This window comes from Nocardia brasiliensis (assembly GCF_042691675.1).
GTDB classification, from domain to species: domain Bacteria; phylum Actinomycetota; class Actinomycetes; order Mycobacteriales; family Mycobacteriaceae; genus Nocardia; species Nocardia brasiliensis_D.
Genome location: NZ_CP170507.1, coordinates 2,140,989 through 2,166,400 on the forward strand (window position 1 = coordinate 2,140,989; position 25,412 = coordinate 2,166,400).

Annotated in this window: 22 protein-coding genes; 15 read left to right on the plus strand and 7 right to left on the minus strand. The window is 68.3% G+C overall.

What is annotated here, in order from left to right:
- Positions 1 to 38: 38 nt before the first annotated feature.
- From ACFK0J_RS09955 to ACFK0J_RS09965, 3 genes are all read right to left on the minus strand, one after another.
- Positions 39 to 1,109, minus strand: a complete 1,071-nt coding sequence (locus ACFK0J_RS09955) for an amidohydrolase family protein (RefSeq protein ID WP_378738671.1) — start codon at positions 1,107 to 1,109, stop codon at positions 39 to 41.
- Between the two features lies 1 nt (position 1,110).
- Positions 1,111 to 2,481: a glutamine synthetase gene (locus ACFK0J_RS09960; RefSeq protein WP_378738673.1), complete on the minus strand. Its 1,371-nt coding sequence runs from the start codon at positions 2,479 to 2,481 to the stop codon at positions 1,111 to 1,113.
- 191 nt (positions 2,482 to 2,672) lie between these two features.
- Positions 2,673 to 3,551: a ribokinase gene (locus ACFK0J_RS09965; protein WP_378738675.1), complete on the minus strand. Its 879-nt coding sequence runs from the start codon at positions 3,549 to 3,551 to the stop codon at positions 2,673 to 2,675.
- Between the two features lie 79 nt (positions 3,552 to 3,630).
- On the opposite strand from ACFK0J_RS09965, the gene ACFK0J_RS09970 reads away from it, so the two are divergent.
- From ACFK0J_RS09970 to ACFK0J_RS10035, 14 genes are all read left to right on the plus strand, one after another.
- Positions 3,631 to 4,896 carry a glutamate-5-semialdehyde dehydrogenase gene (locus tag ACFK0J_RS09970; protein ID WP_378738678.1) on the plus strand — a complete coding sequence of 422 codons (1,266 nt, stop codon included), beginning with the start codon at positions 3,631 to 3,633 and terminating at the stop codon, positions 4,894 to 4,896.
- Between the two features lie 24 nt (positions 4,897 to 4,920).
- The gene (locus ACFK0J_RS09975) at positions 4,921 to 5,865 is read left to right on the plus strand and encodes an AAA family ATPase (RefSeq protein ID WP_378738681.1); all 945 of its coding nucleotides are present in this window, start codon (positions 4,921 to 4,923) and stop codon (positions 5,863 to 5,865) included.
- A gap of 4 nt (positions 5,866 to 5,869) precedes the next feature.
- Positions 5,870 to 7,297 carry a VWA domain-containing protein gene (locus ACFK0J_RS09980; protein ID WP_378738683.1) on the plus strand — a complete coding sequence of 476 codons (1,428 nt, stop codon included), beginning with the start codon at positions 5,870 to 5,872 and terminating at the stop codon, positions 7,295 to 7,297.
- A 61-nt stretch (positions 7,298 to 7,358) separates the two neighbouring features.
- Positions 7,359 to 9,209, plus strand: a complete 1,851-nt coding sequence (locus tag ACFK0J_RS09985; protein ID WP_378738685.1) for an HSP90 family protein — start codon at positions 7,359 to 7,361, stop codon at positions 9,207 to 9,209.
- A gap of 2 nt (positions 9,210 to 9,211) precedes the next feature.
- Positions 9,212 to 11,206, plus strand: a complete 1,995-nt coding sequence (locus ACFK0J_RS09990; RefSeq protein ID WP_378738687.1) for a hypothetical protein — start codon at positions 9,212 to 9,214, stop codon at positions 11,204 to 11,206.
- A gap of 83 nt (positions 11,207 to 11,289) precedes the next feature.
- Positions 11,290 to 11,931 carry a nicotinate-nucleotide adenylyltransferase gene (nadD, locus tag ACFK0J_RS09995; protein ID WP_378738689.1) on the plus strand — a complete coding sequence of 214 codons (642 nt, stop codon included), beginning with the start codon at positions 11,290 to 11,292 and terminating at the stop codon, positions 11,929 to 11,931.
- Between the two features lie 107 nt (positions 11,932 to 12,038).
- The gene (gene rsfS, locus ACFK0J_RS10000) at positions 12,039 to 12,455 is read left to right on the plus strand and encodes a ribosome silencing factor (RefSeq protein WP_378738692.1); all 417 of its coding nucleotides are present in this window, start codon (positions 12,039 to 12,041) and stop codon (positions 12,453 to 12,455) included.
- A 64-nt stretch (positions 12,456 to 12,519) separates the two neighbouring features.
- Positions 12,520 to 13,179 carry a histidine phosphatase family protein gene (locus ACFK0J_RS10005; protein ID WP_378738694.1) on the plus strand — a complete coding sequence of 220 codons (660 nt, stop codon included), beginning with the start codon at positions 12,520 to 12,522 and terminating at the stop codon, positions 13,177 to 13,179.
- Between the two features lie 520 nt (positions 13,180 to 13,699).
- A complete protein-coding gene (gene octT, locus ACFK0J_RS10010) occupies positions 13,700 to 14,428 on the plus strand; it encodes a diglucosylglycerate octanoyltransferase (RefSeq protein ID WP_378742735.1) in 729 nt (242 codons plus the stop codon).
- A gap of 3 nt (positions 14,429 to 14,431) precedes the next feature.
- A complete protein-coding gene (locus ACFK0J_RS10015) occupies positions 14,432 to 15,274 on the plus strand; it encodes a DegV family protein (protein ID WP_378738696.1) in 843 nt (280 codons plus the stop codon).
- A gap of 446 nt (positions 15,275 to 15,720) precedes the next feature.
- Entirely contained in the window at positions 15,721 to 16,716 is a 996-nt protein-coding gene (locus ACFK0J_RS10020) for a helix-hairpin-helix domain-containing protein (protein ID WP_378738698.1), read from the plus strand.
- A gap of 152 nt (positions 16,717 to 16,868) precedes the next feature.
- Positions 16,869 to 19,238, plus strand: coding sequence for a ComEC/Rec2 family competence protein (locus ACFK0J_RS10025; protein ID WP_378738700.1), 2,370 nt, complete (start codon positions 16,869 to 16,871; stop codon positions 19,236 to 19,238).
- Between the two features lie 152 nt (positions 19,239 to 19,390).
- Positions 19,391 to 20,359 carry a DNA polymerase III subunit delta gene (holA, locus tag ACFK0J_RS10030; RefSeq protein WP_378738702.1) on the plus strand — a complete coding sequence of 323 codons (969 nt, stop codon included), beginning with the start codon at positions 19,391 to 19,393 and terminating at the stop codon, positions 20,357 to 20,359.
- 639 nt (positions 20,360 to 20,998) lie between these two features.
- A complete protein-coding gene (locus tag ACFK0J_RS10035) occupies positions 20,999 to 22,168 on the plus strand; it encodes an LCP family protein (protein ID WP_378738704.1) in 1,170 nt (389 codons plus the stop codon).
- 25 nt (positions 22,169 to 22,193) lie between these two features.
- Here the strand turns inward: ACFK0J_RS10035 and ACFK0J_RS10040 are convergent, their stop codons facing one another.
- The 3 genes from ACFK0J_RS10040 to ACFK0J_RS10050 all read right to left on the minus strand — a co-directional run bounded on the left by ACFK0J_RS10040 (position 22,194) and on the right by ACFK0J_RS10050 (position 24,312).
- Positions 22,194 to 22,826: a maleylpyruvate isomerase family mycothiol-dependent enzyme gene (locus tag ACFK0J_RS10040; RefSeq protein ID WP_378738707.1), complete on the minus strand. Its 633-nt coding sequence runs from the start codon at positions 22,824 to 22,826 to the stop codon at positions 22,194 to 22,196.
- An 82-nt stretch (positions 22,827 to 22,908) separates the two neighbouring features.
- Positions 22,909 to 23,166, minus strand: a complete 258-nt coding sequence (locus ACFK0J_RS10045; RefSeq protein ID WP_378738709.1) for a DUF2798 domain-containing protein — start codon at positions 23,164 to 23,166, stop codon at positions 22,909 to 22,911.
- Between the two features lie 156 nt (positions 23,167 to 23,322).
- A complete protein-coding gene (locus tag ACFK0J_RS10050; RefSeq protein WP_378742737.1) occupies positions 23,323 to 24,312 on the minus strand; it encodes an aldo/keto reductase in 990 nt (329 codons plus the stop codon).
- Position 24,313: 1 nt separating this feature from the next.
- Here ACFK0J_RS10050 and ACFK0J_RS10055 point away from each other — a divergent pair, with 1 nt between their 5' ends.
- On the plus strand, positions 24,314 to 25,147 hold the full coding sequence (locus ACFK0J_RS10055) for a helix-turn-helix domain-containing protein (protein WP_378738711.1): 834 nt from the start codon (positions 24,314 to 24,316) through the stop codon (positions 25,145 to 25,147).
- Here ACFK0J_RS10055 and ACFK0J_RS10060 read toward each other — a convergent pair.
- A complete protein-coding gene (locus ACFK0J_RS10060; protein ID WP_218475320.1) occupies positions 25,131 to 25,379 on the minus strand; it encodes a hypothetical protein in 249 nt (82 codons plus the stop codon). The genes ACFK0J_RS10055 and ACFK0J_RS10060 overlap by 17 nt on opposite strands.
- Between the last annotated feature and the right edge of the window lie 33 nt (positions 25,380 to 25,412).

A 25,412-nucleotide genomic window follows, 5' to 3' on the forward strand; every position in this document is an offset into this window, starting at 1 on the left:
CGAATAAATACGTGCGTGGACGAGTAGTTCTACCGGAGTTACCGGGCAGTGCTGCTCGGGTACGAGTCCTCGGCGTTGATGTGGGCGATGCCTGCGGCCAAGCGTTCGGCGTCCGCGCTGGTGATCAGGTCCTCGGCGATCCATTCGTCGAGCAGTCGGCCGAGACCGCGGCGCCACCAGAGGGCACCGAGAAAATGCAGTTCCGGCAGGCCATAGCCGTCCGACGAATAACACAGCGAGCGGAAAGGCGCGAGCTCGAGCGCTTCGGCCAGCACGGCTTGGGCCCGATGTCCCACATAGGGAATGGTGAGTCCGACATCCATCCGGACATGCCCGAAGGCGTGCGCCAGGTAGGCGGCATTGCGATGGAACGGCCAGCAGTGCAGCAGCATCACGAGAAGACCGGTGTCTGCTGTCTTGCGGAGAAAGTCGGTGAGCAGCAACGGATCCGCGCGATGCAGCCGCAGGTCGGTGTCACCGAAGCCGGTGTGGAATTGCAGGGGCAGGCCGAATTCGGCGCCGATGCGGGCGCCGAGACCGACCAGCCAGCCCAGCAGGTCCGGGTCGGTGAGGCGGCGCTCGGGCATCACCGCGCGCGGCGGTCGATCGCGCAGCGGGAAGTCCAGGCCGCACCGGTATCCGACGATGGTCTTGAGCCCGACGGCAGTTCGGGCCCGCTCGCGCAGCCTGGCCTCGATCTGATCGAACACCGTCTTGCCCGCGCCCACTTCGGCGATCACCTGCTCGGCGACGTGTTCGAGCCGCACCACCTCGCGCACCTCGCCATCGGTCAGCGAGCCGAAATCCGCTGTCCCACCGCCGAACCCGGTGTCGAGGAACCAGCTGGTGGTACCGGTGGCACGCAGCAGCCGCACGGCGACTTCGCGCCAGCCGAGTTCGGCGCGATGGGTCAGGTACGCATCGGGGCCGACATGCGGCGGCAGGTCGAGTGCCGGTGCGCACCATCGGCGAACGGCGAGCCCGATCGTGGAATCGAAGCTGCCGGTGGGTCCCTCGCTGAGCAGTCGCTCGAACCCGGGCCGGTCCAGATCGTGCGGGACGACACCGTGGCAATGGTGGTCGGTGAGCGTGAGGCCGTCGGTCAGCACGTCAGAACCGCCAACGGGTCAGTGCGACAAGCTTTTCCGGGCTGGTGTCCGAATAGCGTCCGGCCTCCGCGCGGCGCACGGTGAGCAGCGCGTCGTGCAGTTCGGGCCCCATCGCCTCGGCCAATATCGTGGAATCCGCCAGCCGGTCGGCCGCCTCGGCGGGGTCGGTCGGCAGCCTGCGCACGCCGGAGACCAGCAGCTGTTCGGCATCGAAGGTGACCGGGTCGCCGCTGATCTCGGCGGGCAGCCGCAGCTCCTCGGCGACACCGGCCAGCCCGGCGGCAATGACCGAACCCACGATGAGATAGGGATTGCCGGTCGCGTCGAAGCATTTGACCTCGGCATTGGCGGCCCACTCTTCGGTGCCGCGCACGCCGGTGACGAAACGCAGTGCCGCCTCCCGGGTTTCCCGGCCCCAGCATTGCCAGATGCCCGCCCAGCGGGACGGCACCAGCCGCAGGAAGCTCGCTGGATTACCGGCACCCACGGCGACCAGTGCGGGCAGTTCGCGCAGCACGCCGGCCAGGAATGCCTCGCCGGTCCGCCGCATGCCGTAGGGGCCGTCGCCGGTGGCGAACAGCGGACCTTCGTCGTCTTGGACGGAAAAGTGCAGGTGCGCACCGGATCCGGTGCCGCCGGGCTCGAGGCAGGGAGCCAGCAGCGCACGCCAGCCATACTGCAGGCTGACCTGGCGGATGGTGTGCCGCACCAGTATCGCGTCGTCGGCGGCGCCGACCGGATCGGACGGTTGGACGGACAGTTCCAGCTGGCCGGGCGCGTATTCCGGATGGAATTGGTCGACGAGGATGCCTTGCCGATCCAGCACCGCGACCAGTTCCCGGGCGTAGTCGGCAACCTGACCGAGTCGCACCATGCCATAGGCGGGTCCGTAGGCCGCCGGGGTGAAGTCCGGGGTGTCGTCCCGACCAACAGACCATTCGGTCTCGAATGCCATGGACAGTCGAAGCCCCGCCCGCCGCGCGGTCTCGGCCTGGCGGGCCGCGAATCCGCGCTGGCAGGCGGCGAAGCGGGTGCCGTCCTGGGTGTATTTGTCGGTGGGCGCCCAGGCCCAACCCGGCTGACAGGCGAGTTCGGTCAGCATCGACAGGTCAGGGACCAGCCGCAGGTCGCCATCGGGGCCGCCGAGGTACTTCCCGACCGCCATCACATCGTCGAAGCCGAACGTCTCGAAGCACGGCGACACCCCGATCCCGTGCCGCGCCGCCTGCGCGAGCCGCCGCATCGGCACCGTCTTCACCCGGGTGATCCCGGCGTTGTCGACGAACGTCAACGCGACCATGTCGGCATCCAGCCTGCCGATCAGTGCCGAGTTGTCGTCATCGGACGGTATGCGCTCCGGCGTGGTTGCCATGAAAATCAACGATAGCCCGCGAGGTCGTCCGCCGAAGTCGACTGCCCACCCGAACCCGCTGCGCGCCACCGAGTTCACGGTGACGTCAGGATCAACCTGGGTCTACTCGGCGCACCCCACGGTGTCAGCCGCGGCCACCCCGTGCCACGGAAAGCAGGGTCCGGCCATGCCGTTGATCATGATCGGCGACGCTACTGCGCAGCTAGTGCGGCGGTGATCTCTTCGCTGGTGGGAATCGAGGTGCTTGCGCCGAGCTTGGTGGTGGCCAGTGCGCCAGCGGTGCCTGCCCAGGTCAGCGCCCATTCCGGGCCGCGATGCCAGGCGGCGGCCAAGGCGCCGGTGAAGGTGTCGCCCGCGCCGGTGGTGTCGACGACGTCGACCCGGGGGCTCGGCTGGGACAGCTGCGCACCGCCTGGACCGCGGTAGGCGGCGCCGTCCGCGCCGCGCGTGACGACCACATGGGCGACCGGATCGAGGGCGGCCCCGAGCTGCTCGGCCTCGCCCGAATTCACCACCGCGACATCGATATTCGCCCACAGTTCGGCGGGCAGCTGTTGGGCCGGGGACGGATTGAGCAGCACCGTGGTGCCGTGCGCGCGGGCGTGTCGCGCGGCCGCCGTCACCGTGTCGATCGGAATCTCCAACTGGCACAACAGAAGGTCGGCGGCGGCGATCACGTCGAGGTCTTCCTCGGTGAGCTCGGTCAGCCGGGCGTTCGCACCACCGACCACGATGATGCTGTTCTCACCGCCGCTGTCCACCACGATCGCGGCCACGCCGCTCGGCCCGTCGACGGTCCGCAGTCGCTCGACACCGACCGCCGAATCCGTCAGCGCGCGCCGTAGTTCGGCGGCGAACACGTCGTCGCCGACCGCGCCGAGGAACTGCACGGCGCCACCGGCCCGCTGCGCGGCGATCGCCTGATTCGACCCCTTGCCGCCGGGCACCGTCGCGAAGCCCGTGCCGAGCACCGTCTCGCCGGGCACCGGACGTCGTTCGGTGGTGGTCACCAGATCCATGTTGATACTGCCGAGCACAGCGATCGAGGGAGTGTCCGTCTTTTCGGCCATGCCGTCAGAGGCTAGTAGAGGCGTCGCGGTCTCCCACAGCGGTGGTTTTTGCCCTGGACCGGATCAGTAGGCTGTACCCATGACGGTAGGAACGACGACCGGGCCCGATGTCCGCGAGGTGGTGCACGATGCCGCGCGCAAGGCTCGCGTCGCGTCGCGGGTGCTCGCCCAGCTGACCACCGCGCAGAAGAACGCCGCACTGCACGCTGCCGCCGACGCGCTGCTCGCCGAGGCGGCCACGGTGCTCGAGGCCAACGCCGAGGATCTCGCCGAGGCGCAGGCCGCGGGTACCGAGGAGTCGCTGTTGGATCGCCTGCGGCTGACCGAGGCGCGCATCGACGGCATCGCCTCCGGCCTGCGTCAGGTGGCCGCGCTGCCCGATCCGGTCGGTGACGTGGTGCGTGGCTCGACGCTGCCGAACGGCCTGGAAATCCGCCAGGTCCGGGTGCCGCTCGGCGTGGTCGGCATGGTCTACGAGGCCCGGCCGAACGTCACGGCGGACGCATTCGGACTGGCGCTCAAATCCGGCAACGCGGCGCTGCTGCGCGGTTCCTCCTCGGCCGCGCACTCGAATGCGGCGTTGGTCGCGGTGCTGCGGGAATCGCTTGCCGCACAGGACATCCCGGCCGACGCCGTGCAGCTGCTGCCGAGTGCGGACCGCTCCAGCGTCACCCACCTGATCCAGGCCCGCGGTCTGGTCGACGTGGTCATCCCGCGCGGTGGCGCCGGTTTGATCAGCGCCGTCGTCCGTGACGCCACCGTGCCGACCATCGAGACCGGCACCGGCAACTGCCACGTCTACGTGCACGCCGCCGCCGACCTGGACATGGCCGAGCAGATCCTGCTCAATGCCAAGACCCGCCGTCCCAGCGTCTGCAATGCCGCCGAGACGGTGCTCATCGACGACGCGATCGCCACCACCGCGGTGCCCCGGCTGATCGAGGCGCTGGAACGCCACGGCGTCACCGTGCACGGCGATCTGCCCGGCCTGGTGCCCGCGAACAGCAAGGACTGGGGCGAGGAGTACCTCACCCTCGATATCGCGCTCAAGGTGGTCGACGGCCTGGACGCGGCCATCGAGCACATCAACACCTGGGGCACCGGGCACACCGAGGCCATCGTCACCGCCGAACTGGCCGCCGCCCGCGAATTCACCAGCCGGGTCGACGCCGCGGCGGTCATGGTGAATGCTTCTACCGCGTTCACCGACGGCGAGCAGTTCGGGTTCGGTGCCGAGATCGGCATCTCCACCCAGAAGCTGCACGCCCGCGGCCCCATGGCGCTACCGGAACTGACCTCCACCAAGTGGATCGTGTGGGGCGACGGCCAGATTCGGCCCGTATAGGCATATAGGGAGCGAGCGGCGCGTATGCCATTCGTTTCCGAGGAAGGACTGCACGTGGCCCCCATTCCCGAGGCGCCCCAGGAGCCGATCTTCGCATCGGTCGACGATGTGATCGATCAGCTGGCCGACACGGGCTATCTCGCCGACAAGGCCACGGCCACCTCGGTGTTCCTCGCCGACCGGCTCGGCAAGCCGCTGCTCGTCGAGGGTCCGGCCGGCGTCGGCAAGACCGAGCTGGCGCGCGCGGTCGCGCAGACCTCCGGCGCCGAACTGGTCCGCCTGCAGTGCTACGAAGGTGTCGACGAGGCTCGCGCGCTGTACGAGTGGAACCACGCCAAGCAGATCCTGCGGATCCAGGCGTCCAGTCGGGCGAACGAAGCGACGGGGAACTCAGCGCAGCACGGCTGGGAAGAAACCAAGGCCGACGTCTTCACCGAGGAGTTTCTGCTGTCGCGGCCGCTGCTCACCGCGATCCGGCGCAGCGATCCGACGGTGCTGCTGATCGACGAGACCGACAAGGCCGACGTCGAAATCGAGGGCCTGCTGCTCGAGGTGCTCAGCGATTTCGCGGTGACCGTCCCGGAGCTGGGCACCATCACCGCGAGCCGCAAGCCGTTCGTCGTGCTGACCTCCAACGCCACCCGCGAACTGTCCGAGGCGCTCAAGCGCCGCTGCCTCTACCTGCACCTGGACTTTCCGGACGAGGAGTTGGAGCGGCGCATCCTGGCCAGCCGGGTGCCGGAGCTATCCGCCGCTGTCGCCGCCCAGCTGGTGCGGATCGTGCACGTGCTGCGCGGCATGCAGTTGAAGAAGCTGCCCTCGGTGGCCGAGTCGATCGACTGGGGTCGCACGCTGCTCGCGCTCGGCATGCACGACCTGGACGACAGCGCGGTGCGCGCCACGCTCGGCGTCGTGCTCAAGCATCAGAGCGATCACCAGCGCGCACTGGCCGAGCTGAAGCTGGCCTGAGCCGATGGCAGCGCGATCGCTGCCCGCGCCCGGCGTGGAACTGACCGCGCCGCACGGGCTGCCCGGGCATCTCGTCGGATTCGTCGAAGCGCTGCGTGAGCGCGGCATTCCGGTGGGTCCGTCGGAAACCGTGGACGCGGGCCGGGTGGTGACCGTGCTCGACCTGCTGGACCGCGAGGCGCTGCGCGAAGGACTGGCGTGTGCGCTGCTGCGCCGGACCACCCATCGCGCCACGTTCGACGGACTGTTCGATCTGTGGTTCCCGATCACGGTGGGGGAGCGCACCGCCGGACGTGACGAAGTAGAGATACCCCGGACACCCACGGGCGAAGTGGACATCGCGGCGCTGCGGGAATTGCTCGCGGAACTGTTGACCGAGGAAGCCTCCGACGCGCGGTTGGAAGCGTTGGCTGCCCAGCTGGTCGAGCAACTCGGCCAGTATCAGTCGGCGAGCGGGCCGTCGTTCTCGGCCTATCAGGCGTTGAAAGATGTTCAGCCGCAGACGTTGCTGGCCAAGATCCTGGCCGGGTTGGCCGCCGGGCCGGATGCCAGCGCGTTCGACACCGAGGTCGCCCGGCGGACCGCGCGCGGGCGGATCGACGGATTCCGGGCGGCCGTGGAAGCGGAAACGCGGCGACGGGTGGCCGAACGAATCGGACGCGAACGCGTCGCCAGCTATGGTGTCCCGCGGCAATCCGAGGACGTCGATTTCCTGCGGGCCTCGGAGTCCGAGCTGGCCGCGATGCGGCGCAGTACCCAGCAGCTGGCGCGCATCCTGGCCTCGCGGCTTGCCGTGCGGCGCAGGCATTCCCGTCGTGGCGAGATCGATCTGCGCAAGACCCTGCGCAAGTCGATGTCGACCGGTGGCGTGCCCATCGACCTGGTGAACCGCAAGCCTCGGCCCGGACGTCCGGAGCTGGTCCTGCTGTGCGACGTGTCCGGCTCGGTGGCCGGTTTCAGCAACTTCACCCTGCTGCTGGTCAACGCGCTGCGCGAACAGTTCTCGCGGGTGCGGATTTTCGCCTTCGTCGACCAGACCGACGAGGTGACCCAGTTCTTCGATCCGCGCACGCAGTTGGACAAGGCGATGGCCCGGATCTTCACCGAGGCACGCGTTGTCGGCATGGACGGGCATTCCGATTACGGCAACGCGCTGGCCGGATTCGCCAGAGACTTTCCAGATGCCGTCACCGCCCGCAGCTCACTGCTGATTCTCGGCGACGCGCGCACCAATTACCGTGACCCCGAACTGGAGACGCTGCGATCGCTGGTACGCACCGCCAAGCACGCGCACTGGCTCAATCCGGAGATGCGCACCAACTGGGGTTCGGGCGATTCCGCCGCCGACAAGTACCGGCAGGTGATCGAGATGCACGAATGCCGCTCGGCCAGTCAGCTGACGGCCGTGGTGTCGCGCCTGCTTCCGGTATGAGGATCGGCGTCATCAGCGTTCGTTAAGAGAACCATTGGGCCTTGCCGCGAGGATGCCCACCATGGTGGAGAGAGCGCCCAATGGTGTGGCGGCGGTGCGGGACAGCTATACGTTCCAGGTGGATCTGCGCGGGATCGTCGATTTGCTGTCTCACCACCTGTATTCCAGTCCTCGGGTGTATCTGCGTGAGTTGCTGCAGAACGCGGTGGATGCAGTCACGGCGCGGGCTGGGCGAGATCGTTTGGCGCCTACCGCGATTCGGATCGTCGTCGAGGCGACAGGGTTGCGGATCACCGACCCGGGGGTGGGTCTGACCGAGGCGGATGTGCATCGATTCCTGGCGACGATCGGGCGATCGTCGAAGCGCGACGACATCGAGGGCGCTCGGCGAGAATTTCTCGGGCAGTTCGGCATCGGGCTGCTGGCGTGCTTCACCGTGGCCGAGACGATCCGGGTGGTCACCCGCTCCGCCGACGATCCGGCTGCCGCACCGGTCGAATGGCTGGCCGCCGCGGACGGCACCTACTCGGTACGGTTGCTGGAGCCAGCGGAGTACCCCGAGCCCGGTACCACGGTGCAGCTGACGCCGCGGGCGGGCGCGGAGTCGTGGTTCGCGCCGCGCCGGGTCATCGAACTCGCCCGCGAATACGGCTCATTGCTGCCCTATGCGGTGACCGTCGAGTCCGATGGCGTTATCGTGCCGGTCACCGACGGCCCGGCTGTATGGCATCGCGACTATCCCTCCGCCGCGGAACGGCGGGCCGCGCTGCTCGAATTCGGCGAGCGCACACTCGGTTTCGCGCCCCTCGACGTCATCGATCTGGATGCGGAACTGGCCGGGGTGAGCGGCGTCGCGTATGTGCTCGCGCAGCCGGGCAATCCGGCCGAGAGCAGCGCGCACCGGGTGTATCTGAAGGGCATGCTGCTCGGCGACGCGGTACGCGGACTGCTGCCGGACTGGGCGTTCTTCGTGCGCTGCGTGATCGACACCGACTCGTTGCGCCCCACCGCATCCCGTGAGGGACTGTACGAGGACGAACGGCTGGCCATCATTCGGGAGGTACTCGGCGACCGGGTGCGCGACTGGCTCACCGAGATCGCGGCCGAGCAGCCGCAGCGGCTGGCCGCGTTCCTGTCGGTGCACGCACTCGGCGTCAAGGCGATGGCCCGGCATTCGGCCGAACTGTTCCGGATCATGCTGCCGCACTTGACCTTCGAGACCAGCGACGGACGGGTTCCGCTGACCGAGTTCGCCCGCAACCACCGGGTCATCCGGGTGACGGCGACGGTGGAGGAGTTCCGTCAAGTGGCGTCGACCGCGGCGGCGCAGGGCATCGGCATCGTCAACGGCGGCTACGCCTACGACCGGGAACTGCTGGTGGCGCTGCCGCGGTTGCTGCCCGGTGTCGAGGTGATCGACCTCGACACCGACGCCATCACGGCCGCGCTGGACCTGGTCGACCCGGCCGACGAACTGGCGCTGACGCCGGTGTTGACCATTGCCCGCGCGGTGCTCGACCCACTGTCCTGCGACGTGATCGTGCGTGCCTTTCACCCGGTTTCGGTGCCCGCGTTGTACCTGGACGGACGGAGTGCGCGCAACGAACGCACCAGAGCGGAGACCGCGCTCGGCGCGGACGAGCTGTGGAGCGAGATCCTCGGTGCGCTGGACGCCGCCGCGCCGCGAGCCCAGCTCGTGCTGAACCACCACAGTCCGGTGGTGCGCAGGCTCACCCGCATCGGCGATCCGGCCTTCCTGAAGACGGCGGTGGAATCGCTGTACGGGCAGGCCCTGCTGATGACGCACCGGCCGCTGCGGCCTGCCGATACGGCGCTGCTCAATCGTGCCTTCGGTGAATTCCTCAGCTGGGCAACGCAACGTGCCGCGGGCACCGCCGACGAGACGGAGTGAAGATGGACACCGTCGAGATCAACGAGGCACTGGCGCAGGTCTATGCGCTGCCGCAAGGACGAGTACGCGTCGAACGGCTGGAAATTCTTGCGGCGGCCGCGAAGTCGGGTCCAGACCGGCACCTCGAAGGTCGCGTGCTGCTGGAGCTGGCCGAATCCTATGCCTACGCGAGCGAACGTGACCTGGCGCCGGTCGCCTACGCCAGGCTGCTGCGGATCTATGACGAGTACCCGGCCGAGCTGGGGCCACTGACGTATTCGGTGCATTGGTACCTCAAGTGGATGACGTGGGGGCTCATCGACAATCCGGCGGTACCATTGCCGACCGTCTACCGCTGGTTCGATGAGCTCGAAAACCGTTATGGTCAGCGCGGTTACAGCCTGCGGCCGGTGTTCGCGCTGCGTGCCCAACTGGCCCGGCAGCTGGGCGACCAGGAGGATACCGCCCGGTGGCATGAGCAGGCGATGGCGGCACCGCGTGACAGCATGTCCGACTGCGAGGCCTGCGAGCGCAATGAATGGGGTAGCGGCAGTGTGGCTTCGGGGGATGACGCGGGCGCGCTCGCGCACTGGCAGCCGGTGATCGATGGGGAGCTCGGCTGCGCCGAAGAGCCGCATCGCGTGCTGGCACAGGCGCTGCTGCCGCTGTTGCGTACGGGTCGCGTCGCGGCGGCGCGCGGGGCGCACTTGACGGGATATCCGCTGGTTCGGCACAGCGAGAGCTTGCGGCCGTCGGTGGCGGCGCATATCGAGTTCTGTGCGCTGACCGGGAACGAAGGGCGGGGACTGGAGATTCTGGCCGAGCACAGTCGTTGGATCGGTGATCCCGGGGCGGATGTCGGTGCGCGTCTCGCGTTCATCACCGGGGTTTGTGTGCTGTTGCGCAGGCTGGTTACGCTCGGACTGGGGTATGTGCGGGTCGCGGACGGGACTGTGGATTCGGTACTGGCGGAACTCGATACGGAGATCGCGGGGTTGTGCGCCCGGTACGACCTTCGTAACCGGAATGGAGCGGTCAGTACCCGGGTGGCCGCGCGGCTGGCGGGACAACCACTGGTGGAACGGCTTCCGCTCGGCTTGCGCAGCAAGCTGCCGAGGGTCGTACGCACCTCGGCAGCCGTTGCGGTCGAGTCCGAAGGATTTCCGGACGCTGTCAGCTCCGACGACGACCGGCTGGCCGAGGTGCTGCGGCTGGCGGAATTCGGTGCCGCCCGGCTGGCCGACGCCCCGGAAGTCGCGGAAGCACGCCTGCGCGAAGCGTTGGCGATCGGTGGCTCGGTACTGCCCGCGGAACACCTGGCCCGGCTCAGCTCACAGCTGGTCATCGCGATCGCCGGACAACCGGACCGCGAGCTGGACCTGGCGGACGCGGCGGTCCGCGCCGCCGCTCGCTGGGAGGGGCTATCCGAGCCGGATCTGCTGCACCACACCGTGATTGCCGCCCGCGCCTGCCATCGCGGTCGGCGGCACGGTGAGGCCGTCGCCTTGTTCGAGGAGGCCATGGCGGCCGACGGACTGCCCTATCCGCCCGCCGAAATCGCCACGGTTCGTGCGCAATTCGGCGAATCGCTGAACGCACTGCACCGCTACCACGAGGCCGCCCGGCAATTCGCCGAAGCTGCCCGGCTCATCGAGCGTGACCCGGACCGCCGCGAGTTGCACGCCGGACTCGCCTGGTCGGCCGCCACCGCGCTGGAATACTGCGATCAGGACGAAGCGGCGCGGGCCGCCTATCAGCGGGCCGCCGCATTGTTCGGTGATCTCGGGCAGCTGGTGTCGCGGGCGCGCTGTCTGCGGTCGGCGGCGTGGTTGCAGGTATGGGGGTCCACCGGGCCGGGCCGACCGTGGTTGAGCGCGATGCAGGCATTGATCGCCGAGCTGGCAGGGGTCGATAGCGACTCGTCGACCGCGGCGGTGGCCGCCGAACTCGCACAGACCCGCCGGGAGCTCGGGGAAATGCTGGACGCGGCAGACGGGGACCGGGTGGCGGGCGAGTAGCGTGCTGGCGGTCGCCAGCAGTTGACCGCGCCGCGGCTTGCCGCCCAGGGTTGCCCGGAGCCGACCGATTAAGCTCGGCACTCATGCAAGAGACAGGTCGGCGCGGCCGCAAACTGGGCGTGATGGGCGGCACCTTCGACCCCATCCATCACGGTCACCTGGTCGCCGCCAGCGAGGTCGCCAATCGGTTCGAGCTCGACGAAGTGATCTTCGTGCCCACCGGGCAGCCCTGGCAGAAGGCGGACAAACAGGTCAGTCCCGCCGAGGACCGCTACCTGATGACCGTGATCGCGACCGCCTCGAACCCGAGTTTCTCGGTCAGTCGCGCGGACATCGACCGGGAAAAGGTCACCTACACCGTCGACACGCTGCGCGAGATGCGCAGCAAGCATCCGGACGCCGAGCTGTACTTCATCACCGGAGCGGATGCGCTGGCCAACATCCTGACATGGCAGGATTGGGCCGAACTGTTCGAACTGGCGAGGTTTGTCGGGGTGAGCCGTCCGGGGTACGAGCTGAATACCGATCATCTCGAGGAGCATCTGCGCGATCTTCCGGCCGATGCGGTGACCATGGTCGAAATCCCGGCACTGGCGATCTCGTCGAGCGAATGCCGTCGCCGCGCCGCCGAGAACCGGCCGGTGTGGTACCTCGTCCCCGATGGCGTGGTGCAGTACATATCGAAGCGGCACCTCTATGTGCCCGCAGGAGCGGAAGGTAGCTGAGTGAGCGAGCGTAGCGGGGGGCAGGCTGTGACCGAGCGTTGCGAGGGAACCGATAGGGCAGCTGCCGAGGCAGTCATGCCGGAGCCGAGCGTCAGCGAGGTGCAGGCATGACTGCCTCTGTGGAGTCGGTTGAGATGGCGCAGGTCGCCGCGCGGGCGGCGGATGAGAAGTTGGCCTCCGACGTGGTGGTGCTCGACGTGTCCGAGCAGCTGGTGATCACCGACTGCTTCGTCATCGCGTCCGCGCCGAACGAGCGTCAGGTGAACGCCATCGTCGACAACATCGAGGACAAGCTGCGCGAGGCCGGGCACAAGCCGGTCCGGCGGGAGGGCACCCGCGAGGGACGCTGGGCGCTGCTCGATTACGTCGACGTCGTGGTGCACGTGCAGCACAACGACGAGCGCAACTTCTATGCGCTGGAACGGTTGTGGAAGGACTGCCCGGTGGTGCCGGTGGACGGCATCGGTGCGCCGGAGGCGCGGGCCGCGGCGGTGAACGGTGATGCGGAGAGCGACGCCGAGTGAATGAACGAGTCATCGGTACGGCAGTCTTGTTAGCGGCAGAGTCGAGCGTCAGAAAGGCGCGACCGTGAGTAAGTACGCCGGCGTGCGCACACTGATCTTGTTGCGGCACGGGCAGACCGAATGGAATGCCGCCGATCGGATGCAGGGCCAGATCGATACCGATCTCACCGAGCTCGGTCGCCGTCAGGCGAAAGAGGCCGCGCGCGAGCTGGTTTCGCGCAATGCGATCGCCATCATCTCCTCCGACCTGCGCCGGGCCTTCGAGACCGCGACCGCGCTCGCCGATCACACTTCACTCGACGTGGTGCCCGATCCACGACTGCGGGAAACCGATCTCGGTGACTGGGAGGGGCTGACGCACCTGGAGGTGGACGCCGACTTCCCCGGCGCGCGCCAGGCTTGGCGGCTCGACGCCACCTATCGGCCGCCCAATGGGGAGAGCAAACTCGAGGTCGGCGCGCGATCGCTGCCGGTTGTCCAGGAATTGCTTGTCGAGCGGCAGGACTGGCCGGGCCGGACTATCATCCTGGTGGCGCACGGCGGGCTGATCGCCGGCCTCACGGCCGCGCTGCTCGATCTGCCGCCAGCGAATTGGCCCGTCCTCGGCGGACTGGCCAATACCAGCTGGGTGCAGCTGAGCAGTCACGGTCCGAGCATCGACCAGCCCGGTTGGCGCCTTGACGTGTGGAACGCATCGGCGAAGGTGGCCTCGGATGTCCTCTGAAGATCCGATTCGGCAGGTGCCGGACGAACTGTTCCGGAAGGCCTCGGCGAAACCGGAACGCTCGATCCCGGACGCGTTGTTCGGTCCGCCGCCGGTGCCGCCGGTGGAGCCCGAAGCTGCTGAGCCGGGAGGCGAGGAGGGGGAGTCGGTTGAACCCGAAGGTTCCGCTCCGGCCAGTTCGGTAGATCCACCTCCTGAGCGGTCGACCGTGGACGCCGCGTCGGTTGATGCGGCTGGTTCCGAGTCAGGGCGGACGGTCGAAGCGATCGGTGCTGCTGACGAGTCTGCCGCGCCCGCCGGAGTGCCCGCCGAGTCCGGCGCTAGTGAATTGGCTGCCGCTGTTGCCGTCGCTGGCGGCTCTCCGGTATCGGCGGACGCGTCGGCTGCTGCGGCCGCCAGTTCGAGCGTGTCGGCTGAAGCGGCGCAGGGTGCGTCGGCTGAGGTAGCGCAGGGTGAGTCGGCCGCTGTGGCCGCCGGGTCGAGTGTGTCGGCTGAGGTAGCCCAGGGCGTGTCGGCTGAAGTGGCGCAGGGTGCGTCGGCCAGCGGGCGACCGGTGTTGCTGGTCATCGCGGATTCGCTGTCGTACTTCGGGCCCAAAGGTGGACTCCCCGCCGATCACCCGCAGATTTGGCCGAACCTGGTCGGCGCTGAGCTGGATTGGGACGTCGAGGTGGTCGGGCGGATCGGCTGGACCTGCCGGGACGCGTACTGGGCGTTGATCGGTGATCCTCGAGTGTGGGCCGCGGTGCCGCGCGCCGGTGCCGTGGTGTTCGCCGTCGGCGGCATGGACACCTTGCCGTCGCCGCTGCCGACCGCGCTGCGTGAACTGATCCGGTACGTGCGCCCGCCCGCGCTGCGCCGTAGCGTCCGCGCCACTTATACCTGGCTGCAGCCGAAACTGTCGAAACTCGGTCGCCCTGTCGCGCTGCCACCGAAGGTGAGCGTGGACTACCTGGAGCAGTCGCGAGAAGCGTTGGCGCAGTTGCGGCCCGAGCTGCCGGTGGTCGCGGTGCTGCCGTCCGTGCACAACTGTGCCGCCTACGGGCGAGTGCATTCCGGGCGTGAGCGTGCCGTCAAGGCGTTGCGGGCGTGGTCGGCGCGCACCTCGGTGCCGCTGGTCGATCTCGGCGAAGCGGTGCGCGACAATATCTTCTCCGGTGAGGCGAACCCGGACGGTATCCACTGGGGTTGGGCGGGGCACACGGCCGTGGCCAACGCGATGGTGAAGACCCTGCAGGAGGTTCGGTAGTCCGTGGCCGTCGTGGTCGTGACAGATTCGTCCGCCAGCCTTCCTGCCGAACTCGCCGCCGAGCTCGATATCGCCGTCGTCCCACTGCATGTGCTGATCGGGGACCGCGCGATCCGCGAGGGTGTCGACCCCGTCGACATCGACTATGCCTCCGACACGGTGACCACCTCGGCGGCGTCGCCGGGTGAGCTGCGCGCCGTATACGAGCAGGCGTGGGAGCGCAGCGGCGGCGATGGTGTTGTCGCCGTGCATATTTCGCGCCAACTTTCCGGGACCTGGGAGGCGGGCCGGCAAGCCGTCCGCGATATGGACGCCGCCGACCGGGTGCGTCTCGTCGATTCGCTCGGCGCGGGCCTGGCCACCGGGCTGCCGGTGCTGGCCGCGGCGCGCCGGGCACACGCCGGAGCGTCGCTGGATGTCGTCTACGACACCGCGGTCGCCGCGTCGAGCCGCGCTCGCACGTTCATCCTGGTGAACCGCACCGAACAGCTGCGCCGCGGCGGCAGGCTGAGCTCCGCTGCCGCCTTCTTCGGCAGCGAACTGGTCACCAAGCCGCTGCTGCAGATCGTCGAAGGTCGTCTCGAACTCCGCGAGAAGGTTCGGACGCGCTCCAAGGCCTTCGCGAAACTTGTCGCGGCAGCGGTGGATGCGGCAGGCGAGGACGGCGCGGCCGTGGCCGTCCAGCACCTCGGTGCCGAAGACGCCGCCAATACCGTCGCCGCCCAACTGCGCGACCTGGTCCCCGGCATCCGCGAACTCATCGTCGCCGAATTCGGTCCCGCACTCGGCATCCACCTCGGCATCGGGGCCGTCGGCGTCCTGGTCCTCCCCGGCGGCTGCACCTAGCCCTCGCTGTTTCGCCGAGCGGGACATAGCTGTGTCGAAACGCGAGTAGAGGCTCCGTCAGGTCCCGTTCGCCGCTTGGGTGGGGTTTCGGTTGTGGGGCGGGTGGCTGGCACCTCGGCGTGCGCCGCGCGCTGACAGATGTGCGGCTTCGGCGAGTTGTCCACATCCCCGTAGTTGTCAACAGGGCGGCTGAATCGCCTGGTCGGGCAAAACCTTTCGGCTTCGGGCCGGAATACGGTCGCCTCATGTCACGACAGGACGAACGCGAGCGGATCCGGCGGCGGCTGGGTGCGCTGACTACCCGCGTCAGTGCCAGTAGGACTGGAATCGCAGAGGCGGCTGAAGCTGCGCGTCCCCTCGAGGGTCGCTCGCGGGATTTGTCGAGGGGGCCGATGGCTGGGGCGGGGGTTGCCAGTCAGGGATGGGGCGAGGTCGGTACGAAACCGATGCCTGCTGGCCGTGCGGGGCGTTGGGATCTTGCGGGACTGCCGTCCGAGGCGGGCAGTGCCGGTCGGCGACGGGGTGAGGTCGGTGCGAAACCGGTGGGCGCCGGTCGTAGCGGGCGCTGGGATCTTGCGGAGCTGCCGTCCGAGGCGGGTTCGGCGGGTGACGAAGGGGATGACGAGGTGGGGGAGGTGCGTGCGCCCAAGTGGCTGGCGGAACCCGCGGCTGGTTCCGGGTGGCGGGATCGGTTTGTGCCGGAGCGGTTTCGGGGGATTCGGTTCGATCCTGGGCGGCGCGGCGTCGGCACGCTGCTGGTGATCGGGGTGGTGGCGATGGTGGTTGCGGCGGTCGTCGTATTCCGTGAGCGGCCCGTTGCGCAACCGGTGCCCCCGCTGCCCGCGGTGCGGACCAGCACCACGACTCCGGCTGTGGCGCGGTCGAATTCGACCGCTTCAGCGAGCGCGGCCGCATCGCCCGGTGCGGCACCGCAGCCTGCCGAATCGGGCGCGGCACCGGGTGCCGACGAATTAGTGGTCAGCGTGGTCGGGTTGGTGCAGCACACCGGTCTGGTGCGGCTGCCCGCCGGATCCCGTGTTGCCGACGCCCTCGCGGCGGCGGGCGGTCCACGGGATGGCGCTGACCTCGCTGGCCTCAACCTGGCGCAGCGACTGCTCGACGGAGATCAGGTGCTGGTCGGTCCGGCGGGTCCGAACCCGGGTCCGCCGCAGCTCGGCAGCACCACGATCAACGCGGGTGGCCGTACCGCCACCGCGCCGTCCGGATCGGCCGGTCCGCCATCGCCGTCCGGTCGGGTCGACCTCAACACCGCGACCGAATCCGATCTCGACGCCCTTCCCGGCGTCGGCCCCGTGACAGCCAAAGCCATCATCGCCTGGCGCACCGCCAACGGGCGTTTCACCGCCATCGATCAACTCGGCCAAGTAGATGGCATCGGGCCCGCCCGCTTGGCCCGCCTGCGCGAGCTGGTGAAGGTATGAACGCTGATGGAGCGCGGCGGGGTGGTCCGAGGGAGAGTGGTCCATCGGACGGCAACGATGCGGAAAGTGCCGGCTCGGGGTCGGATGACGAGCCGCAGGTGCTCGATGCCCGGCTGTTGCCTGCGGCGCTGTGTTGTTGGGGTGCAACGATTGTGGCGTTGACGGCGGGGTGGGCGGCCGGGTTGTGGCTTGCGGTGGCGCTGGTTGTGTCGGCGATCGGGTTGTGGGTGTTGCTGCTGTGGGCGATGGCGCATCGGGGTGAGCGGTGGCGGGCGGTGGCAGTGGTGGCGCTGGCGGCGGTGTTGCTCGCTGCCGGGTTCGCGGTGGCGGCGGCTTGGCGGGAGTATCGGGCGGCGACGCATCCGATGCGGTCGGTGGCGGGGCTTTCGCTGCGGGTGGTGGTGACGCCGAGCGGGAATCCGAAGCCTGTGCGCGGCAACTCATTCGGTGGTCGGCAGTGGGTTGTTCGGGCGAGCCTGCACGAGTATCGGTTGGGTGAGTCGGCGGTGCGGGCGGGTGGCGCGGTGGTGATTCTGGCGTCCGGAGACGGATGGGCTGAACTGTCACCCGGCCAGGCGGTGGAATTCCGGGCAAGGGTGGCTCCACCGCGGCACCGTGATCTCACGGTGGCGACACTGCGGGCACAGGGATCACCCGAGTTGGTCGGAGCTTTGCCGTGGTGGCAGCGGGTAGCTCGGTCGGTGCGTACCGATTTCGCCGACGCGACATCGCGAGCGCTGCCGATGGAACCGGCTGGGGTGCTACCCGCGCTGGTCGTCGGGGACACCGGCGGGTTGCCCGATCATCTCCGCGAGGAATTCGAAATCGCAGGCCTGGCGCACCTTTGCGTGGTCAGCGGTGCCAATTTCACTATCCTGCTGACGGTCGTGCTGTTCGCGGTGCGGGTGCTGACCCTTGGTCCGCGCGCCGGGGCGCTGGTCGCGGGAGCGGCGTTGGTGATGTTCGTGGTTGTCGCACGGCCTGATCCCAGTGTGCTGCGGGCCGGGGCAATGGGCGCGATCACCTTGTTGGCTTTGCTGACCGGGCGGCGGAAGCAGGCGTTGCCCGCACTCTGTGCCGCGGTCATCGGTCTGCTCGCCGTGTGGCCCGCGCTCGCGGTGTCCGCGGGCTTCGCCCTGTCGGTGTTCGCGACCGCCGGACTGATCCTGCTGGCCCCGAGTTGGGCCGACTGGCTGCGGGCCCGGGGCTGGTGGCGCCTTCCAGCCGAGTTGTTCGCGGTGGCGGCGGGTGCCTTCGTTGTCACCACGCCGCTGATGGTCGCATTGACTGGGCAGCTCAGCTTGGTAGCTATTCTCGCGAATGTTCTTGTGGCGCCGGTTATTGCGCCGATCACCGTGATCGGCGCGACCGGTGCGATCCTCGCCGCTATCTGGTCGCCACTGGCCGAATTCGTTGTGCGTTGCGCCGCACCGCCGTTGTGGTGGTTGCTGTTCGTCGCCGAGCAGGCGGCCGGTGTGCCCGGCGCGTCCGTCCGTGTGCCCGATGGAATGCTCGGTGGGCTGATCGCTTTCGTGGTTGTCATCGTGGGTGTTGTCGCCTTGCGCTTCGCCGCGATCCGCCGGGTGATCTTGGCTGTGGCCTTCGGCGTGGCGGTGGTGCTGATCCCGGTGCGGATCTGGCAGCCCGGCTGGCCGCAGGCGGGCTGGGTGCTGGCCGCCTGCGATGTCGGGCAAGGGGACGGACTTGCCCTCTCGGTCGGTGACGGCACGGCGGTGGTGATCGATGTCGGTCCGGACCCACGTCTGATCCGAAACTGCCTGGACCGCTTGCATATCTCGCGCATCGAGTTGCTGGTCCTGACGCATCCTCATGCGGACCACATCGGTGGTATCAGCGGTGCGCTGGACGGCCGTTCGGTAGCCGCCGTAGCGGTCGGCTTGCATGAGCTCGCTGGGATAGCGCCGATCACCGGCGACGTTTCGGTGGCCGGGAAGGACCCGTCGAGTGAGCGGCAGCGGGACATAGCCCAGCACGGTGGGCGAGCGGACGGGTTGGCTCAGGTTGTAGCCGTTGCGGATCGAGCGGGAATCCCGCTGCTGGAGCTATCAGCGGGCCAGGTATTCCGTTTCGGGACAGTCGATTTGCAGGTGCTCGCCCCCGAGGAGAGTGGCGCGCGACCCACCCCCGGCGCCGAAGGCGACGAAGCCAACGATCGCTCGATCGTCCTGGCAGCAACCACAGCCGCCGGTCGCATCCTCCTCACCGGCGACATCGAGGCCCCCGCACAACGCGCACTGCTACAGGCCGGAATCCCCCTACAAGCAGACATCCTCAAGCTCCCACACCACGGATCACGAACCACAACAGAAGAATTCCTCGCCGCCGTACGCCCCCGCCTAACCATTATCAGCGTCGGCACCGAAAACACCTTCGGCCACCCGAACCCCGGAGTACTCACCGAGTTATCCACTCTCGGCACCACGGTGACCCGCACCGACCAACACGGCGATGTGCTGGTCCTGGCTGATGAGGGGTCGCCGCGTGTAGTGACCTCCCGGTGAGGTCGGTGAACACGCGGAACCTGCGGCGCGGGTCTGTCGGTGGGGGACCGTAGGATCGCTGCCGTGACCGAGCGGAGCGAGCGTCAGCGAGTGGACCATCGACACCGCGTGCCTTCGCGCGTGGCGCGGGCGAGCGTCGGCGAGGTGACGTTGTGACCGAGCGACCCGCGCTGCATCTGGTGCTGGGGGATGAAGAGCTGTTGGTCGAGCGGGCGGTGGCGGAGGTGACCGCGCAGGTGCGTGCGCTGGCGCCGGATGCCGATGCGGTGCCGGTGGATCGGATGCGGGCCGGGGACGCGAGCACCGCCGAACTGGCCGAGCTGCTGAGTCCGTCGCTGTTCGCAGAGGACCGGGTGATCATCCTGGAGTCCGCGGCCGAGGCGGGCAAGGACGCGGTCGCGGTGATCACCGCCGCCGCGGGCGACCCGCCGGAAGGTGTGGTCCTGGTGGTGCTGCATTCGGGCGGCGGGCGAGCCAAAGCATTGGTGCCTGCGCTGCAGAAGGCCGGTGCGGTCGTACACGACTGCGCCAAGTTGACCAAGGCAGCCGAGCGAGTGGAGTTCGTCCGCGGCGAGTTCCGTACCGCCGGGGTACGGGTCGCGGGCGATGTCGTGCAGGCGATGCTGGAGTCCGTCGGGTCCGACCTGCGTGAACTCGCCGCGGCCTGCTCGCAGCTGGCCTCCGACACGGGCGGAAAGATCGACGTCGCGGCCGTCCACCGCTACTACTCCGGTAAGGCCGAAGTCTCCGGGTTCGACGTGGCCGAACTCGCCGTCGCAGGCGACCGCCCCGGCGCGATGGAAGCGCTGCGCTGGGCGAACGACCGCGGCGTCCCGCACGTGCTGCTCGCCGACGCCCTCGCCGATTCCGTGCACACCATCGCCCGCGTCGGCTCCGCAGGCCGCGGCGACCCCTTCAAACTCGCCCAGCAACTCGGCATGCCGCCCTGGAAAGTCAAGAAAGCCCAAGCCCAAGCCCGCAACTGGACCCCCGCCACCATCGGCTCCGCCCTCCAGGTCGTCGCCGCACTGAACGCCGACGTCAAAGGCGGCGCCGCCGACCCCAACTACGCCCTGGAACACGCCCTGACCCAAATCCTGGACCTCCACTCCATGAGCTGAGCCCGCCGCCCGCCTCAGCTCCTGGGTTCCGGTGGAGATCCTCGTTTCGCGAAGCGCGCAGCTACGACGGAGGGCACGCCTGCCGTCCTGACCATGATCAACGGGACATGGGGGAGGGTTTACTCGGGCGATGCCGCGACCATGTCCCGTTGATCATGGTTCGGCCGTAGGTGTGGGCGGTGGGGTCGAGTGCTGACGGGTTCGTCTACTAGCTGCTCACCGGACAACAGTTGTGCGGGGGCGTACACCGAAATCGGCTGGCCATCCGCCGGTCAACGGTTGTGCCGGACGTGTGCTGGAGCACATAAGCGTGGACGCCATCACGACCGGATTGCTCGATTCAGTTGACGTCGTCCAGTTGGGTCGAGGCGAGAGATCGCGAGGTCAGGTGACGTTTGTCCGGTCTGCGTCAGCGGTGGAGGGCGGCTGCGGAGCCTACTCGCAGCGGCCTGGCCAGCATGTTCTCGACGATTATCGCAAATTGCCAGCTATCCATTTCGTGTCAAACTGGATTTGGTTATGGATAAGCGAACTGCACCGGTATTTCCGGTTGATGAATCCCGGCGGGCCCGTGCGCGGCACGCTCGACGGCGGCGGGGTGGCGCGCATCGGCGGCCGTCGCGGCGGGTGGGGCGGACCATGTTGAAAGTGGTGGCCGGGGGGTTGTCGACGGCGGTGTTGGCTGGGACCGCGGTCGGGTGGGCGACGGAGGGGCGGTTCGACAAGGGGTTCACCAGGTCGGCGGCGTTGGGGGTGGATGCGCCGCGGTCGCTGTCGGGGGACATGAATGTCCTGTTGATCGGTCTGGATACCCGCAAGGACCAGGACGGGAACGATCTGCCGCGGGAGGTCCTCGACCAGTTGCATGCGGGTGACGGAGAAGAGGGTGGGTACAACGCGAACACGCTGATCCTTGTGCACATCCCGGCGGACATGAAAAAGATTGTGGCGGTGTCGATTCCGCGCGACGACTACGTCAAGGTGTCGGGTATCCCGGGCTACGGCAACGTGAAGATCAAGGAAGCGTACGGGCTGAAGAAGGCGGCGGTTCAGGACCAGCTGATCAATCAGGGCGTCACCGACACCAAGGCGCTGGAACGCGCGGGACGTGAGGCAGGGCGGGCGTCGATCGTGCAGGCGGTGCGCGACCTGACCGGGGTGCCGATCGATCGGTTCGGTGAGGTCACCCTCGCCGGTTTCTATGATCTGGCGAAAGCGCTCGGCGGTGTCGAGGTGTGCCTCAACAAGCCGGTGAACGACAGCTACTACTCCGGCGCCGATTTCCCGGCGGGCAGGCAACGACTCGACCCGGCCCAGTCGCTGGCCTTCGTCCGCCAGCGCCACGGCTTGGAGAACGGCGACCTCGACCGCACCCACCGGCAGCAGGCGTTCCTCACCTCGGTGGCCCTGGACTTGCGCAAGTCCGGCACCTTCACCGATGTCGGCAAGCTGTCCGCCCTGATGGACGTCGCCCACCGCAATATCGTGCTGTCCGACGGCTGGAACGTCACCGACTTCCTGCGCACCCTCGGCACATCCGGCAACCCGGCCGTCGAATTCCGCACCCTCCCGGTGCTTCGCTACGACACCATCAACGGCCAGGACGTCAACATCATCGACCCGGCGGCCATCCGCCGCGAGGTCCGCGCCGCCTTCGGTGAGCCGGAGCCCACCGCGGCTTTGTTCAACCAGGCCCCGCCGACCATGGCCGCCGCCGACTCGCCCACTGGAACCCCAACGCCCACACCGGATGTGGGTAAACCGGTCGACACAACCATTACCGGCGACACCATCCCCTGCGTCAACTGACCTGCCGGGCAACAACTCTCGAAGCTCACAGGGCGGCGGTGATCCGCTGCACCCCCGGCCCGTGCAGGGTCGCGAGCCCCGCCATACGTCCTGTCGCGACCAGAAGCAGATCGCTCAGCGGTCCACACACCTCATCCGGCCCCGCACCCGAGGACCATGCCGCGTCCGTGGCCCTCAACCGCACCCCGGCCAACCGCTGGTGCGCCCCGTAGAACCGGCTGCGCAGTACATGGTCTAGCACAGCGATCGCCGGTTCGGTGGGCATCTCCAGCGTCCGGCCGAGTGGCCGAGCGATGTCTTGGCCGTGAATCATGATGTCTACCAACGGATCGATCACACCCGCCCCGGGTGCTCGCCGGGTCGCGCCCGCAGATTCGCGGAGTTGGGCGATCAGTTCGTCCGGTGTGAATCGGGTGGCGCGGTCGCGGGCCAGTCGGGCGGTCATGCGGTCCCAGTCGCCACGGGCGCGGAGGACGCCGAAGATCGTCTCCCACAACCTGACCCGGGAGGACAGCGTCACGTGCGCGAGCACTTCGTGGATGGTCCAGCCGGAGCACAGCGAATCGACTGCCCACTCGGGCTCGGTCAGGTCGTCGAGAAAGTCGGCGAGGGCGAGCCTTTGGGTGCGTATCCATGTGCGTGTCCGGTCGTGATCCATTGTGTCCTCCGCGGTCGGTGTCGATCACCCGTGCAGACGGGGCGGGACGCCGAAATTCATCGTCCCGCCCCGCGCAGCCCGGTTATGCCGTCCGGACCAGCACCGAGGTGGCCCGGCGAACCACCGGCAGCACCAGCAGCAGGGTCGGAAAAGCGATGGGCCAGGACACGGCCCACGACCGCAACCAGACGCCGACGGCGAGACCGTCGCTCATCAGTGTGCTGATGAAGGAAACGATGCACGTCATCAGAATCGACAGCAGCATCGGCGTGACCACGGCCGAATACCGGGCAGGCAGCTTGCCGAAAGTGTTGCGGGAGTTGGTGTTCGCGGAATTCATCGATTCGCTCCATAAGTGTCCGTCAGGCAGCGGCTCCGCCGGATGGCGTGAGCCGGTGCGTTGGTTGACGTGAACGCTTACGGCGACGCGATGTCGCGGGGCCGAGCATAGGACAGCCTGACGCGGCGGCGCAAGCTGCTCGCACCGCCGCGTCACTCAGGCGCGCGCTTCGATCTTCAGGTCCCCGGAGAAGACCTCGCGGGTCATCGGCCGCGTCAGCATGTCGTGCGGGAAGCCCAGTTCGATGGCGCTGACCTGCTCCAACCGGGCCAGTTGGGCGGCGTCGAATGCGACGTCGAGCGCGCCGAGATTGTCCGTCAACTGGGCGGCGGTGCGCGCGCCGATGATGGGCGCGGTCACCCCGGGATTCCGCAACGTCCAGGCCAGCGCGACCTGCGCGGGAGTCTTGCCGAGCTCTACCGCCACCTCCTTGACGACGTCGGCGATGGTCAGCGCGCGCTCGGTGAGCGCGCCATTGGCGGCGGCCACGTTTTTCCTCGTGCCCTCGGGCGAGCCCGCCGCCTCGTGGTCGAGGTCGGACCGGCTGTACTTGCCGGTGAGCACGCCGCTGGCGAGCGGCGACCACGGGATCACCCCGAGACCCATCTCCCGCGCCATCGGAATGAGGTCGCGTTCGACGGTCCGCTCGGCCAGGTTGTATTCGATCTGTAAAGCGACCAGCGGTGACCAGCCACGCAGGTCGGCGATCGCTTGCATGCGGGAGACCTGCCAGGCCGGTGCATCGGAGATGCCGACGTACAGCACCTTGCCCGAACGCACGAGATCGTCCATGTCACGCAGGATTTCGTCGACGGGGGTGAGGAAATCCCAGGCGTGCAGGTACAACAGGTCGAGGTAGTCGGTGTTGAGCTTGCGCAGGCTCGCCTCGACCGAGGCGAACATGCTCTTGCGATGGTTCCCACCGGAATTGGGGTCGCCGGGGCGGCGCAGCATGGTGTATTTCGTTGCCAGCACCAGGCTTTCGCGGTTGTTCACGGTGAATTCGCCGAGAAGTTGCTCGGAGGTGCCGTTGGTGTACTGGCTCGCGGTGTCGATGAAGTTTCCGCCGCGATCGAGGTAGGTGTCGAAGATCTTGCGCGACTCGTCTCGGTCGGCGCCCCAACCCCAATCGGCGCCGAAGGTCATCGTGCCGAGAGACAGCGGAGACACCCGAAGACCCGAGCGGCTGGCGTCGGGGGGCCTGCCACCGCGCAGGCAGGCGCGGCGCACGCCGGGGCTGCGGCGCGAAGAGGTCGCGAAGCTGGCGGGCGTGAGCACCGACTACGTCGTCCGGCTGGAACAGGGGCGTGGACTGCGGCCGTCCGCGGACGTGTTGGAGGCTTTGTCCCGGGCGCTGCGATTGACCGCCGACGAGCGCGCCTACCTGTTCGACCTGGCCCAGCAGCGGCAGCCGAACCCCGGGAAACCGAGCACGGTGCCCGCGCCCGCGCTGGCCATGCTGGTGCGTGATCTGTCGCCGCTACCGGCGATGCTGGTCAACCATCGCTACGACATCCTGGCCTGGAACCAGGAGATGGCGCGGTTGATCGTCGACTTCGACACGCTGCCGCCGCGGCAGCGCAACACCATGTGGCTGTGCCTGATGGAGCCGAGCATGCGCGACTTCTACGTCGAGCGGGAACGCATCATCCGGGAGGGTATCGCGGATCTGCGGGCAGCCTGGGCGGCGCATCCGGACGATCAGGCGCTCGGCGACCTGATCGCGGAGTTCACGGCCCACAGCGCGGAGTTCGCGCAGGGTTGGGCTCGACACGATGTCAGGGTGCAGGGCCGCGGCGCCAAACCGCGGCGGCACCCGGTAGTCGGTCGGCTGGTGGTCGATTACGAGGTGCTGATGCCGGTGCAGGATCCCGATCAGCGCGTCATCATCTATCGCGCGGCCGATGCGGAGTCCCAGACGGCGCTGGACCGGCTGGCCGCCGATCCGGCACCGTCGTCTTGGCTTATTCCACCGAGCTGAGTACCAGCTCCTCGTCCTCTTCGGCCTCGTCGTACCGGCCGTCCCACTCGTCGTAGACGGGTACTTCTTCGTCCCTCGTGACAACCCACTCCAACGAGTACGTGCCCTCATCGTCGATGGGAACCATCACGTTCTCGATCTTCACCCCGATGCCCAGGACCTCGGCGGCCCGGATCACGTCGGGCAGATCCTCGCCACGGACCACGGTCTGATTGGCGTAAACGGTAACCATGCGCCGAATGGTAGCTGGAACCACCGACAGGCT